The sequence below is a fragment of the Cellulomonas denverensis genome (assembly GCF_012396125.1).
In the GTDB taxonomy this organism is placed as follows: Bacteria; Actinomycetota; Actinomycetes; order Actinomycetales; family Cellulomonadaceae; genus Cellulomonas; species Cellulomonas denverensis.
Genome location: NZ_JAAXOX010000009.1, coordinates 119,377 through 133,013 on the forward strand (window position 1 = coordinate 119,377; position 13,637 = coordinate 133,013).

Sequence of the window (13,637 nt, forward strand, 5' to 3'; positions counted from 1 at the left end):
TCGCTGCTCAGGCGATTCCCTGGTCGCCCAGCCAGCGCAGCAGGGGAGTGGTCCAGTCGATCTGTCCGGTGGCCAGGCCGAGTCCGTGCCGTCCGTGCGGGTAGACGTGCAACTCGACCGGGATCTGATGCCGGCGCAGCGCCGCGGCGAGGGTGAGGGAGTGCTCGACCCCGACCACCGCGTCGTCGGCGGTGTGCCAGGCGAACACCGGGCCGGTGTCCGCGTCCACCCGCAGTTCCACCGACAGTGCCCGCGCCGGGGCGTCGTCGTCGGTCCCGATCAGGTTGAGCCGGGAGCCGATGTTCGGCAGGTCGATCATCGACACCACCGGGTAGCAGAGCACCGCGGCGTCGGGCCGGGTGACCTGGGCCGGGTCGAGACCGGCCAGAGCCGCCGCGTCGGCCAGCTCCTGAGTGGTGGCGGTGGCAGCGGTCCCGGCCAGGTGCCCACCGGCGGAGAAGCCCAGCACGGCGACCGGGCCGTGTGCGCGCAACCCGGCCACGGCGATCAGCACCTGGTGCAGCGCCTCCGGGTAGCGGGCGGGGGCGACCGGGTAGTCCAGCCAGGCGGCGCGCACCCCGTGCTCGGCCAGGAACTGTGCGACGTCCTCGGACTCGTGCCGGGCGCGATCGTGGTAGCCGCCCCCGGCGAGCACCAGCACGGTGCCGGGGGAGTCGGGGTTCTGGTCCGGGGTGTGCAGCGTCGCGGTCATGGCGAGCACGCTAGTGCCAGGATGGCCGGGTGATCGATGCTCACCTGCGCCGTTGGCAGGTCCAGGACGCCGACGACCTCGCCGCGGCCCTGCGTGCCGACCCGGAGCTGGTCCGCCAGACCGGCGAGCTGGGGTCGGCGGCCGATCACATCCGGCGCACCCTGCTCTGCGACGACACCCGGGTGGTGCGCGCGGTGGTGCTGGACGGCCGGGTGGTGGGCAGCGTCGCGGTCACCGCCATCGAGCACCGGCACGGCACCGGGTGGACCTCCTACTGGCTCGCCCCTGCCGCCCGGGGCCTGGGCCTGGCCACCCGGGGACTGGCAACCGTCGCCGCGCTGGCCTTCGCCGAGGGGGTGGTCCGCCTGGAGCTCGGGCACCGGGTGAACAACCCTGCCTCCTGCCGGGTGGCGACCGCGGCGGGCTTCGCGGCCGAGGGGATCGAGCGGGCCAGGCTCCGTTACGGTGCCGAGCGGTTCGACGTGGAGACCCATGCCCGGTTGGCCACCGACCCGGTGCCCGCGGTGGAACCGTTGCCGCTGAGGTGAGTGTTCAGCGCGCCGATGATGAATCGACGTGCAGTCGGATGTATGGTCATGCACATGTCGTTCTCCGTCGCCGTGGCAGGCGCCAGTGGCTACGCCGGTGGTGAGACCCTCCGCCTGCTGCTCGGCCACCCCGAGGCGCGGATCGGCGCGCTCACCGCCCACTCCAACGCCGGCACCCCGCTGGGCGCGCACGCCCCGCACCTGCGCGGGCTGGCCGACCGGGTGCTGGCGCCCACCTCCGTCGACGCCCTCGCCGGGCACGACGTGGTCGTGCTCGCCCTGCCGCACGGGGCCAGCGGCCAGATCGCCGCCGAGCTGCCGCCGGAGACCGTGGTCGTCGACCTCGGCGCCGACCACCGCCTGACCTCGGCCGAGGCGTGGCAGGAGTACTACGGCAGTGCGCACGCCGGCAGCTGGCCGTACGGGATGCCCGAGCTGCTGCACGCCGGGGAGACCGCCCCGGCCCGGCAGCGCGCGGCGCTCGCGGGCACCCGCCGGATCGCGGTCCCGGGCTGCAACGTCACCGCGGTCACCCTCGGCATCCAGCCCGGCGTCGCCGCGGGGCTGATCGACCCGGACATCGTCGCCGTGCTGTCGGTCGGCTACTCCGGCGCGGGCCGCAGCCTCAAGCCGCACCTGCTCGCCGCGGAGGCCGCCGGGTCCGCGCTGCCGTATGCGGTCGGCGGCACCCACCGGCACATCCCGGAGATCCTGCAGAACCTCGGGCTGCCGGACGCCCGGCTGTCCTTCACTCCGGTGCTGGTCCCGATGTCCCGCGGCATCCTGGCCACCGTGACCGCCCCGCTGGCCGCCGGCGCCACCGCCGACGACGTGCGGGCCGCCTGGTCCGCCGCCTACGACGGTGAGCCGTTCGTCCAGTTGCTGCCCGAGGGCCAGTGGCCCGCCTCCGGGTGGACCACCGGCGCCAACACCGCCCTGGTACAGGTCGCGGTCGATCGCAAGGCCGGCCGGGTGGTGGCGGTCTGCGCGCTGGACAACCTGGTCAAGGGCACCGCCGGTGCCGCCGTCCAGTCCCTCAACCTCGCCCTCGGCCTGCCCGAGACCCTGGGCCTGACCGTGGAAGGGGTGGCCCCGTGAGCGTCACCGTCCCCGCGGGCTTCCGGGCCGCCGGTGTCACCGCCGGCCTGAAGCCCTCCGGCAAGCCCGACGTCGCGCTGGTGGTGAACGACGGCCCGCTGCAGGTGGCCGCCGGGGTGTTCACCAGCAACCGGATCGTGGCCGCACCGGTGGTCTGGTCCCGCCAGGCGGTGGCCGACGGCATCGCGCACGCGGTGGTGCTGAACTCCGGCGGGGCGAACGCCTGCACCGGCCCGGAGGGCTTCGGCGACGCACACGCCACCGCCGAGCACACCGGCACCGTGCTGGACACCTCGCCCGGCGACGTCCTGGTCTGCTCCACCGGCCTGATCGGCGAGCGGCTGCCGATGGACGCGCTGCTGGCCGGGGTCTCGGCCGCGGCGGACGCGCTCACCCCCGACGGTGGGCCGGCTGCCGCCACCGCGATCATGACCACCGACACCGTGTCCAAGCAGGCCACGGTCGCCGGTGACGGCTGGTCGCTGGGCGGCATGGCCAAGGGTGCGGGCATGCTCGCCCCCGGGCTGGCCACCATGCTGGTGGTGCTCACCACCGATGCCGTGCTGACCGCCGAGCAGGCCGACGCCGCGCTGCGCGCCGCCACCCGGACCACCTTCGACCGGGTCGACTCCGACGGCTGCATGTCCACCAACGACACCGTGCTGCTGCTGGTCTCCGGCGCCTCGGACGTCACCCCCGACCCGGCGGACTTCACCGAGAAGCTGCGGGCGCTCAGCGACGACCTGGCCCGGCAGCTGGTCGCCGACGCCGAGGGCGCCAGCCACGACATCGCGGTCACCGTCGCGAACGCCAGCAGCGAGGACGCCGCGGTCGCGGTCGCCCGGGCGATCACCCGGTCCAACCTGTTCAAGGCCGCGGTCTTCGGCAACGACCCGAACTGGGGCCGGGTGCTGGCCGCGGCGGGCACGGTGCCGGAGGAGGTCGCCCCGTACGACCCGGCGCTGATCGACGTCGCGATCAACGGCGTGCAGGTCTGCCGGGCCGGCGGTGTCGGCGACCCGCGCGAGGGGGTGGACCTGGCCTCGGCGCGTGAGGTGCGGGTGGACGTCGACCTGCACGCCGGCCAGGCCACCGCGACGATCTGGACCAACGATCTGACCCACGACTACGTCCACGAGAACAGCGCGTACTCGACATGAGCATGCCCGACGACTTCGACATCCACACCGACCTGCGCCCGGACCAGAAGGCGGAGGTGCTGCTGGAGGCGCTGCCCTGGTTGCAGCGCTTCGCGGGCTCCCTGGTGGTGGTCAAGTACGGCGGCAACGCGATGATCGACGAGCGGCTCAAGCGCGCCTTCGCCGAGGACATGGTGTTCCTTCGGCAGGTCGGGCTGCGGCCGGTGGTGGTGCACGGCGGCGGCCCGCAGATCAACGCCATGCTGGACCGGCTCGGCATCGTCAGCGAGTTCCGTGGCGGGCTGCGGGTGACCACCCCCGAGGCGATGGACGTGGTCCGGATGGTGCTCACCGGACAGGTGTCCCGTGAGCTGGTCGGCCTGCTCAACGCACACGGCCCCTACGCGGTGGGGCTGTCCGGCGAGGACGGCGGGCTGCTGCAGGCCCGGCGCCGCACCGCCACCGTGGACGGCGAGCAGGTGGACGTCGGCCTGGTCGGCGACGTGGTGCAGGTCAACCCCGGCGCCGTGCACGACCTGCTGGATGCCGGCCGGATCCCGGTGGTCTCCACCATCGCCCCGGACCTGGACGACCCGACCCAGGTGCTGAACGTGAACGCGGACACCGCGGCGGCCGCCCTGGCGGTGGCGCTGGAGGCCCGCAAGCTGATCGTGCTCACCGACGTCGAGGGCCTGTACACCAACTGGCCGGACCAGGGATCGCTGGTCCGCCGGATCCGGGCCTCCGGGCTGGCCGAACTGCTGCCCGGCCTGGCCACCGGTATGCGTCCGAAGATGGAGGCCTGCTGGCGTGCCGTCACCGGCGGGGTCGGCCGGGCGCACGTGATCGACGGCCGCCGCGCGCACTCCATCCTGATCGAGGTCTTCACCAGCGAGGGGATCGGCACCATGGTGCTCCCCGACGACGAGCCGGTGCCCTCGCCCTTCACCGCCCCCATCCCGCTGGTCCACCCGGAGGTGCCCTGATGTCGGACCTGGAACTCACCGGCACGGACTCGGTGGTGCACTGGACCGAGCGCTACACCCACGCCGTGATGGACACCTTCGGCCCGCCGCAGCGGGTGCTGGTCCGTGGCGAGGGCTGCTACGTGTGGGACGCCGACGGCACCCGGTACCTCGACCTGCTCGGCGGGATCGCGGTGAACGCCCTCGGTCACGCGCACCCGACCCTGACCGCCGCGGTCAGCGCCCAGCTCGGCACCATCGGGCACATCTCCAACTTCTTCGCCAGCCCGACCCAGATCGCGCTGGCGGAGCGGCTGATCGGCCTGACCGGTGCGCCGGAGGGCTCGCGGGTGTTCTTCGCGAACTCCGGCACCGAGGCGAACGAGGCCGCGTTCAAGATGGCCCGCCGGAACAACGACTCCGGTCGCCGCACCCGGATCCTGGCGCTGGAGGGGTCGTTCCACGGCCGGACGATGGGCTCGCTTGCCCTGACCTCCAAGGCGGCCTACCGCGAACCCTTCGAGCCGCTGCCCGGCGGGGTCGAGTTCCTGCCCTTCGGCGACACCGACGCGCTGACCGCGGCCTTCGCCGAGCCGGAGACCGTCGCCGCCCTGGTGATCGAGCCGATCCAGGGCGAGGTCGGGGTGCGCGCCATGCCGCCCGGCTACCTGGCGAAGGCCCGCGAGCTGACCGCCGACGCCGGTGCGCTGCTGATCCTGGACGAGGTGCAGTCCGGCATGGGCCGCACCGGGGCCTGGCTGGCCAGCCATCGCCCGGAGATCGGCGGCGGGATCGCCCCCGACGTCGTGACCCTGGCCAAGGCGCTCGGCGGCGGCATCCCGGTCGGCGCGGTGGTGGCCTACGGCGAGCGGGCGGCCACGCTGCTCGGCCGCGGCCAGCACGGCACCACCTTCGGCGGGAACCCGGTCGCCGCGGCCGCCGCCCTGGCCACCATCGGCGTGATCGAGCGGGACGGCCTGCTGGCACACGTCGACCGGCTGGGCGGGCAGTGGCGGACCGAGCTGGCCACCGCGCACCCGCTGATCGCCGACGTCCGTGGTGCCGGGCTGCTGATCGCGGTGGAGTTCGCCGCCCCGGTCGCCGCGCAGGTGGCGGCCCGGGCGCTGGCGGCCGGCTTCATCGTGAACCCGTGTACGCCGACCACCATCCGGCTCGCACCGCCGTACCTGCTCACCGCCGAGCAGGCAGCCACATTCACCCAGTTCCTCGCGGCCCTGCCGCACCACCTGACGGAGGCCCCGGCGTGAGGCACTTCCTGCGCGACGACGACCTGACGCCCGCCGAACAGACCGAGGTACTGGAGCTCGGGTTCCTGCTGCGGGCGGACCGGTTCGCCCGCCGCCCGCTCGACGGCCCGCGCGCGGTCGCGATCATCTTCGACAAGCCGACCCTGCGCACCCAGGTGTCCTTCACCACCGGTGTCGCCGAGCTCGGCGGTTACCCGCTGCTGGTCGACGGCAACCTGGCGCAGATCGGCGTCCGGGAGTCGATCGCGGACACCGCGCGGGTGCTCGGCCGGCAGGTGTCCGCGGTGGTCTGGCGCACCCACGCGCAGGCCCGGATCGAGGAGATGGCCGCGCGGGCCGGCGTCCCGGTGGTGAACGCCCTGACCGACGACTTCCACCCGTGCCAGGTGCTCGCGGACCTGCTGACGATCGCCCAGCACCGGGGCGGTGTCGGGGCGCTGCGCGGGTTGACCCTGGCCTACACCGGCGACGGGTCGAACAACATGGCGCAGTCCTACCTGCTCGGTGGCGCCACCGCCGGGATGCACGTGCGGATCGCCACCCCGGCGGCGTACCAGCCGGCTGCCGACGTGGTGTCCCGGGCCGCGGAGATCGCCGCGACCACCGGTGGCTCGGTCCAGGTCACCGACGACCTCACCGCGGCCGTCGCCGGTGCGGACGCGGTCGCCACCGACACCTGGGTCTCGATGGGTCAGGAGGCCGAGGCGGCCGAGCGTGAGCGGCCGTTCGTGCCGTTCCGGCTCGACTCCGCGGCGCTGGCCCTCGCGGCCCCGGACGCGCTGGTGCTGCACTGCCTGCCCGCCTACCGCGGCAAGGAGATCACCGCGGAAGTGCTGGACGGACCGCAGTCGGTGGTCTGGGACGAGGCCGAGAACCGGCTGCACGCCCAGAAGGCGCTGCTGACCTGGGTACTGGAGCGCTCATGACCGAACCCGCCGCCACCACCGGCCGGGTGCCCAGCACCAAGGCGGCCCGGCACGCCCTGATCACCGGCCTGCTGTCCCGGCAGGCCGTGCACTCCCAGTCCGAACTGGCCGACCTGCTCGCCGCCGACGGGGTCACCGTCACCCAGGCCACCCTGTCCCGCGACCTGGTGGAGCTGCGCGCGGTCAAGATCCGCACCCCGGACGGCGCTCTGGCCTACGCGGTTCCCGCCGAGGGCGGCGACCGGACCCCGCTGCCGGTGGCCGACGCCGAGGCACTGGCCGCCCGGCTGGCCCGGCTGTGTGGCGAACTGCTGGTCACCGCCGAGGCGAACCAGAACCTGGTGGTGCTGCGCACCCCGCCCGGCGGCGCCCAGTTCCTGGCCTCCGCCATCGACCACTCGGTGCTGCCCGGTGTCCTGGGTTCCATCGCCGGGGACGACACCATCCTGGTGATCGCCCGCGAGGGGACCGAGGGCAACGCCCTGGCCGCCCGCTTCCTGGAGCTGGCCTCCCCGGCCCTGCCCCCCGCCTGACCTCCCACCTCGACTCACCCGAAGGAACAAGAACCATGACTGATCGCGTCGTCCTCGCCTACTCCGGCGGGCTGGACACCTCCGTTGGCATCGGCTGGATCGCCGAGGCCACCGGCGCCGAGGTCATCGCCGTGGCGGTCGACGTCGGCCAGGGCGGCGAGGACCTGGAGACCATCCGCCGCCGTGCGCTCGACTGCGGTGCGGTCGAGGCCTACGTCGCGGACGCCCGGGACGAGTTCGCCGCCGAGTACTGCATGCCCGCGCTGCGTGCCAACGGCATGTACCTGGACCGCTACCCGCTGGTCTCGGCGCTGTCCCGCCCGGTGATCGTCAAGCACCTGGTCCGGGCCGCCCGCCAGTTCGGCGCCACCACCGTCGCCCACGGCTGCACCGGCAAGGGCAACGACCAGGTCCGGTTCGAGGTCGGCATCACCTCCATCGCCCCGGACCTGAAGTGCCTGGCCCCGGTCCGCGACCTGGCGCTCACCCGGGACAAGGCGATCGAGTTCGCCGAGCGCAAGCAGTTGCCGATCGCCACCACCAAGCACAACCCGTTCTCGATCGACCAGAACGTCTGGGGCCGCGCGGTGGAGACCGGCTTCCTGGAGGACATCTGGAACGGTCCGACCAAGGACGTCTACACCTACACCGACGACCCGACCTTCCCGCCGGTCGCCGACGAGGTCGTCATCACCTTCGAGCAGGGCGTGCCGGTGGCGCTGGACGGGGTGGCGGTCAGCCCGCTGCAGGCGATCCAGGAGATGAACCGCCGCGCCGGAGCCCAGGGTGTGGGCCGGATCGACATCGTCGAGGACCGGCTGGTCGGCATCAAGTCCCGCGAGGTCTACGAGGCGCCCGGCGCCGTCGCGCTGATCGCCGCGCACCAGGAGCTGGAGAACGTCACCGTCGAGCGCGAGCAGGCCCGGTTCAAGCGCCAGGTCGAGCAGCGCTGGACCGAGCTGGTCTACGACGGCCAGTGGTTCTCCCCGCTGAAGAAGTCGCTGGACACCTTCATCGACGACACCCAGCGCTACGTCAGCGGCGAGATCCGGATGGAGCTGCACGGTGGTCGCGCCACGGTCACCGGCCGCCGCTCGGACTCCGGCCTGTACGACTTCAACCTGGCGACCTACGACACCGGCGACTCCTTCGACCAGTCCGCCGCCCGGGGCTTCATCGAGATCTACGGCCTGTCCTCCAAGCTCGCCGCGGCCCGCGACGTGAAGTTCGGCAACGGGGAGGACCTGGGGCAGCAGGGCGGGATCGATGTCTGAGCACGTCGCGTTGTGGGGCGGCCGGTTCGCCGGCGGCCCGGCCGACGCCCTGGCGGAGCTGTCCCGGTCCACGCATTTCGACTGGCGGCTCGCCCCGCAGGACATCGCCGGGTCCAAGGCGCACGCCCGGGTGCTGCACGCCGCCGGGCTGCTGACCGATGACCAGCTCGCCGGGATGCTGGACGCCCTGGACCGGCTGCTGGCCGACGTCGAGTCCGGGGCCTTCACCCCGGCGCCCGACGACGAGGACGTGCACACCGCCCTGGAACGCGGCCTGCTGGAGCGGGCCGGAGCCGACCTCGGCGGCCGGTTGCGCGCCGGACGGTCCCGCAACGACCAGATCGCCACCCTGGTGCGGATGTACCTGCGCCAGGAGGCCCGGCACCTGGCCGGTCTGACCCTGGACGTGGTGGACGCCCTGATCGGGCAGGCGCAGGCGGCGGAGGAGGCGATCATGCCTGGCCGCACCCACCTGCAGCACGCCCAGCCGGTGCTGCTCGCCCACCACCTGCTGGCACACGCCTGGCCGCTGCTGCGCGACGTCGAGCGGTTCACCGACTGGGACCGCCGCGCCGCGGTGTCGCCCTACGGTTCCGGGGCACTGGCCGGGTCCTCGCTCGGCCTCGACCCGGCCGCAGTGGCCGCCGACCTCGGTTTCGACGCCCCGGTGGAGAACTCCATCGACGGCACCGCCGCCCGGGACGTGGTCGCCGAGTTCGCCTGGGTCAGCGCCATGCTCGGCATCGACCTGTCCCGGTTCGCCGAAGAGGTCGTGCTCTGGTCGACCCACGAGTTCGGCTTCGCCCGGCTGGACGACGCCTACTCCACCGGGTCGAGCATCATGCCGCAGAAGAAGAACCCGGACGTCGCCGAGCTCGCCCGCGGCAAGGCGGGTCGGATGGTCGGCGACCTGGCCGGGCTGCTCACCACCCTCAAGTCCCTCCCGCTGGCGTACAACCGCGACCTGCAGGAGGACAAGGAGCCAGTCTTCGACCAGGTGGACACCCTCTCGGTGCTGCTGCCCGCCTTCGCCGGGATGGTCGCCACCCTGCGGTTCGACACCGACCGGATGGCCTCGCTCGCCCCGCAGGGATTCTCGCTGGCCACCGACATCGCCGAGTGGCTGGTCCGCCAGGGCGTCGCGTTCCGGATCGCGCACGAGGTCGCCGGGGCGTGCGTCCAGGCCTGCGAGCAGCACACCCCGCCGATCGAGCTGTGGGAGCTCACCGACGACGAGCTGTCCGCGATCTCCGAGCACCTGACCCCGGCGGTGCGTGACGTGCTCACCGTCGAGGGCTCGGTCGCCTCCCGCGACGCCCGCGGCGGCACCGCCCCGGTCCGGGTCGCCGAGCAGCTCGACCGCGCCCGCGCCCGCGCCGCCGAGCTGCGGGACTGGACCCGCTGAGTGCCCGGCGCCGGACCGCCCGCCGGCACCGTCGCCGCGATCACCGCCCGGGTCGGGGCCGCCCCGCCCCGGCTCGGGAGCACCCGGCTGGTGCTGATCGACGGCCCGGCCGGATCGGGCAAGACCACCCTGGCCGCCGCCCTCGCCGGCGCGCTCGGTGACGCCCCCGTGCTGCACATGGACGACCTCTACCCGGGCTGGTCCGGCCTGGTCGCCGGCGTCCACCGCCTGCACGAGGAGGTGCTGCACCCGCTCGCCACCGGACGGCCCGCGAGCTACCGCCGCTACGACTGGGGCGCCGGCGAGCTGGCCGAACCGCACCCGGTCCCCGCGACCGACGTCCTGCTCGTGGAGGGCTGCGGTGCCGGCTCGCGCGCCCCGTCCCGCTGGTCGAGCCTGCTGATCTGGGTCGAGACCACCGACGACGAGCGGCTTGCCCGCGGCCTGGCCCGCGACGGCGACGACGCCCGCCCGCACTGGCTGCGCTGGATGACCGACGAGCGGGCGCTCTACGCCGCCGAGGACACCCGCGCCCGCGCCGACCTCCGGCTGGACGGGCGGGGATACCCGCTGGACTGAGTGGCGAGGCTGCCGACCTCCCCGGGTCGAGACCGGGGAACGCCCGCCGGGCTCGGCGGCGGAGCTGCCCGGCCCCCGGGGCCGAGACCTGGGGACGACTGCTGGGCTCAGCGGCGGCGCTGCCCAGTACACGGGGCCGAGATCTGCCGAACGGGTAGGGCGACCGCTGGACCGTACGACGGGCCCGCCCAGCCCGGGGGCCGACACCTGCCGGACAGCACCCGGCTCCCCTCGCCCGATGCGGCAGGATGGGCCCGTGACCCAGGCCCCGGACCCCGTCGCCCCCCGCGGGCCCGACGGCGTTGCCGCGCCGATCCCGGTCGAGGCCCTGCCGGTCCCCGCCCGCAGCTGGTACCAGCGTCCCGCCCTGGACGTCGCCGCCGACCTGCTCGGCGCCCTGGTCACCGCTCGTTCCCCGGAGGGGGACGTGACGATCCGGCTGACCGAGGTCGAGGCCTACGACGGGGAGAACGACCCGGGCTCGCACGCCTTCCGCGGCCGCACCGCCCGCAACGCGGTGATGTTCGGCGAGCCCGGCCGGGTGTACGTCTACCGCCATCTCGGCCTGCACCACTGCATGAACATCGTCACCGGCCCCGCCGGGCGCGCCTCCGCCGTCCTCCTGCGTGCCGGTGAGGTGGTGCAGGGCGTGGACCTGGCCCGTGCCCGCCGTGCCGCCGCCGGGGTGGTCGACTCCGACCGCCAGATCGCCCGCGGCCCCGCCCGGTTGACCGTCGCCCTCGGCCTCGATCTGTCCGCCAACGGCGCCGACGTCACCGAACCCGTCGGCGACCTGGTGCTGCGCCGGCGCCCGGACGGCCCCCGCCCGCCGCATGCCACCGGGCCCCGGGTCGGGGTCAGCGGTGACGGCGGCGACGCGACGCGCTTCCCGTGGCGGCTGTGGCTGACCGGGGAGCCGACCGTCTCCGCGTATCGCCCGGCGTATCGGCGGCCGGCGTCGAGGAACAGCCCGCAGCGCGGGGCGACGCCGGCATGACACCCCTGCCGGTCCGGGCGCGTCGTCGCTGCCCGTCGACCGGCCCCGGCAGACTGTGCGGCAGGCCCGCACGGGAGATTGTGAGGAGTACGACGTGACGCACATCCTGGACGAGCTCGCCTGGCGCGGGCTCATCGCCCAGTCCACCGACGCGCAGGCCCTGCGGGAGGCCCTCGGCTCCGGGCCGCAGACCTTCTACGTCGGCTTCGACCCGACCGCGCCGAGCCTGCACCACGGTCACCTGGTCCAGCTGATCGTGATGCGGCACCTCCAGCTGGCCGGTCACCACCCGCTGGCCCTGGTCGGCGGCGCCACCGGCCTGATCGGCGACCCACGGATGTCGGGGGAGCGGGTGCTCAACACCAAGGACACCGTCGCCGAGTGGGTGGAGCGGCTGAAGTCGCAGATCGAGCGGTTCTTGGACTTCGGCGGGGACAACCCGGCCCGGATGGTCAACAACCTGGACTGGACCGGCGAGCTGTCCGCGATCGACTTCCTGCGCGAGGTCGGCAAGCACTACCGGCTGGGCACCATGCTGGCCAAGGACACCGTCGCCCGGCGGCTGGCGAGTGAGGAGGGCATCTCCTTCACCGAGTTCAGCTACCAGATCTTGCAGGGGATGGACTTCCTGGAGCTGCACCGCCGCTACGGCTGCACCCTGCAGTCCGGTGGCAACGACCAGTGGGGCAATCTGCTGTCCGGGGTGGAGCTGATCCGCAAGACCGAGCGGTCGACCGTGCATGCGATGACCACCCCGCTGATCACCAAGGCGGACGGCACCAAGTTCGGCAAGTCCGAGGGCGGGGCGATCTGGCTCGACCCGGAGATGATGAGCCCGTACGCCTTCTACCAGTTCTGGCTGAACGCCGACGACGCCGAGGTGATCGGCTTCCTCAAGGTGTTCACCTTCCGGACCCGGGAGGAGATCGCCGAACTGGAGCGGATCACCGCGGAGCGGCCGGCCGCCCGCGAGGCGCAGCGCGCGCTGGCCTACGACGTGACCAGCCTGGTGCACGGGAAGGACGCCACCGACAAGGTGATCGCCGCGTCCCGGGCACTGTTCGGCGGCGGGGACCTGACCGTCCTGGATGCTGCGACCCTGGCGGCGGCGACCGCGGAGCTGCCCACCGCCGAGGTCCGGATCGGCGACCCGATCGTCGATGTGCTGGCGGCCATCGGGATCGTGCCCTCCAAGGGAGCGGCGCGGCGGGCGATCGCCGAGGGCGGCGGGTACGTCAACAACCGCAAGGTCACCGATGAGGCGGAGACCCTCGGGGCCGACGACGTGCTGCACGGCCAGTGGGTGCTGGTCCGCCGGGGCAAGCGCACCCTGGCGGCGGCGCGCGTGGTGGGCTGATAGTGGTGGGCTGAGCCCGAGCTCGTCGGCCGGGATCGAGGAGGGCACGTACCTGAGGGGCGGAACCGGGACACCGGGTCCGCCCCTCGGCCGTATCCGTGGAGGTGCGTGGCCGGCCGATCACCGGATTCCACTGGCGCAGCGTCCCGGCCGGGGGCACTCTGGAGCGACAACCGAACGACGGGATGGCCCGCACGGGCACCCTGTCGAGCGACCCACCGCGGTGGATCGCGAGCGTCCGCGCAGGTCAGCGGCCGGATTCGGTGGCGCCGACCTGCGGATTTGACGCTGAGCGAGCGTGCTGCGTAATGTTCTCCGAGTCGCCCGGCAGGGAGGAACGGACACCGAGGAACAACCCGGTGGCTGGTCCCGCGGGTGGCCACCCCCCGGCAAGACCGACAGGCGCTTCGGCGCTGGTAAGGTTGCGCCGGTGCCAGACCAGGTGAGTGAACGGGCCGCAACGGCCGGTAAAACAAGCCGAAATGGTCTGGTAAGCTGGAAACAAGATCGGAACGGAATGCAGATCCAGCCGGAAACGGCGGGAAAACAAACCGAGAAGATCTGGTAAGCTTGAGAACGAAGCCTCCGGCCGGAAGCTCCACCAGGAGCCGAAAGAGGATGCGCGTCTGTTCTTTGAGAACTCAACAGTGTGCCTAAGTAGTTGATGCCAAATGGCTCGACGTCGTGATCTGGTTCCTATTCGGGGGCCGGTGAGGGGTGTTGAAGTCTTTGGTTGACTGGATGCGATCTGGACCCCGTCCGGGTCGTGTTCGATTAGCCGAATCTGAACGGTGCCTTGCATGTGAGTGTGGGGTGCCACTTTGTGTGTCGGTTGC

13 protein-coding genes are annotated in these 13,637 nt (G+C 73.2%); 12 read left to right on the plus strand and 1 reads right to left on the minus strand.

Annotated features, from left to right (window positions below):
* Positions 1-7: 7 nt before the first annotated feature.
* On the minus strand, positions 8-712 hold the full coding sequence (locus HGA03_RS14540; RefSeq protein ID WP_168631006.1) for an alpha/beta hydrolase: 705 nt from the start codon (positions 710-712) through the stop codon (positions 8-10).
* A gap of 29 nt (positions 713-741) precedes the next feature.
* Here HGA03_RS14540 and HGA03_RS14545 point away from each other — a divergent pair, with 29 nt between their 5' ends.
* The 12 genes from HGA03_RS14545 (at position 742) to tyrS (ending at position 12,801) form a co-directional block, all read left to right on the plus strand.
* Positions 742-1,260 (plus strand): GNAT family N-acetyltransferase, encoded by a 519-nt coding sequence (locus tag HGA03_RS14545; protein ID WP_308439777.1) that lies wholly within the window; start codon positions 742-744, stop codon positions 1,258-1,260.
* Between the two features lie 48 nt (positions 1,261-1,308).
* Positions 1,309-2,358, plus strand: a complete 1,050-nt coding sequence (gene argC, locus HGA03_RS14550) for an N-acetyl-gamma-glutamyl-phosphate reductase (RefSeq protein ID WP_239073767.1) — start codon at positions 1,309-1,311, stop codon at positions 2,356-2,358.
* A complete protein-coding gene (argJ, locus tag HGA03_RS14555; RefSeq protein WP_168631008.1) occupies positions 2,355-3,518 on the plus strand; it encodes a bifunctional glutamate N-acetyltransferase/amino-acid acetyltransferase ArgJ in 1,164 nt (387 codons plus the stop codon). The genes argC and argJ overlap by 4 nt, the downstream gene beginning before the upstream one ends.
* Positions 3,515-4,483, plus strand: a complete 969-nt coding sequence (gene argB / locus HGA03_RS14560; RefSeq protein WP_168631009.1) for an acetylglutamate kinase — start codon at positions 3,515-3,517, stop codon at positions 4,481-4,483. Before argJ ends, argB begins: the two co-directional genes overlap by 4 nt.
* Positions 4,483-5,730: an acetylornithine transaminase gene (locus HGA03_RS14565; protein ID WP_168631010.1), complete on the plus strand. Its 1,248-nt coding sequence runs from the start codon at positions 4,483-4,485 to the stop codon at positions 5,728-5,730. Before argB ends, HGA03_RS14565 begins: the two co-directional genes overlap by 1 nt.
* Positions 5,727-6,656 carry an ornithine carbamoyltransferase gene (gene argF, locus HGA03_RS14570; protein WP_168631011.1) on the plus strand — a complete coding sequence of 310 codons (930 nt, stop codon included), beginning with the start codon at positions 5,727-5,729 and terminating at the stop codon, positions 6,654-6,656. Before HGA03_RS14565 ends, argF begins: the two co-directional genes overlap by 4 nt.
* Positions 6,653-7,189, plus strand: a complete 537-nt coding sequence (locus HGA03_RS14575; protein ID WP_168631012.1) for an arginine repressor — start codon at positions 6,653-6,655, stop codon at positions 7,187-7,189. The genes argF and HGA03_RS14575 overlap by 4 nt, the downstream gene beginning before the upstream one ends.
* 35 nt (positions 7,190-7,224) lie before the next feature.
* Positions 7,225-8,463 (plus strand): argininosuccinate synthase, encoded by a 1,239-nt coding sequence (locus HGA03_RS14580; protein WP_168631013.1) that lies wholly within the window; start codon positions 7,225-7,227, stop codon positions 8,461-8,463.
* Positions 8,456-9,868, plus strand: coding sequence for an argininosuccinate lyase (gene argH, locus HGA03_RS14585; protein WP_168631014.1), 1,413 nt, complete (start codon positions 8,456-8,458; stop codon positions 9,866-9,868). The genes HGA03_RS14580 and argH overlap by 8 nt, the downstream gene beginning before the upstream one ends.
* Positions 9,869-10,447 carry a uridine kinase family protein gene (locus HGA03_RS14590; RefSeq protein ID WP_239073757.1) on the plus strand — a complete coding sequence of 193 codons (579 nt, stop codon included), beginning with the start codon at positions 9,869-9,871 and terminating at the stop codon, positions 10,445-10,447. It abuts the gene before it with no gap.
* A gap of 256 nt (positions 10,448-10,703) precedes the next feature.
* Entirely contained in the window at positions 10,704-11,444 is a 741-nt protein-coding gene (locus tag HGA03_RS14595) for a DNA-3-methyladenine glycosylase (RefSeq protein WP_373307723.1), read from the plus strand.
* Between the two features lie 94 nt (positions 11,445-11,538).
* Positions 11,539-12,801, plus strand: coding sequence for a tyrosine--tRNA ligase (gene tyrS / locus HGA03_RS14600; protein ID WP_168631016.1), 1,263 nt, complete (start codon positions 11,539-11,541; stop codon positions 12,799-12,801).
* The last annotated feature ends 836 nt before the right edge of the window (positions 12,802-13,637 follow it).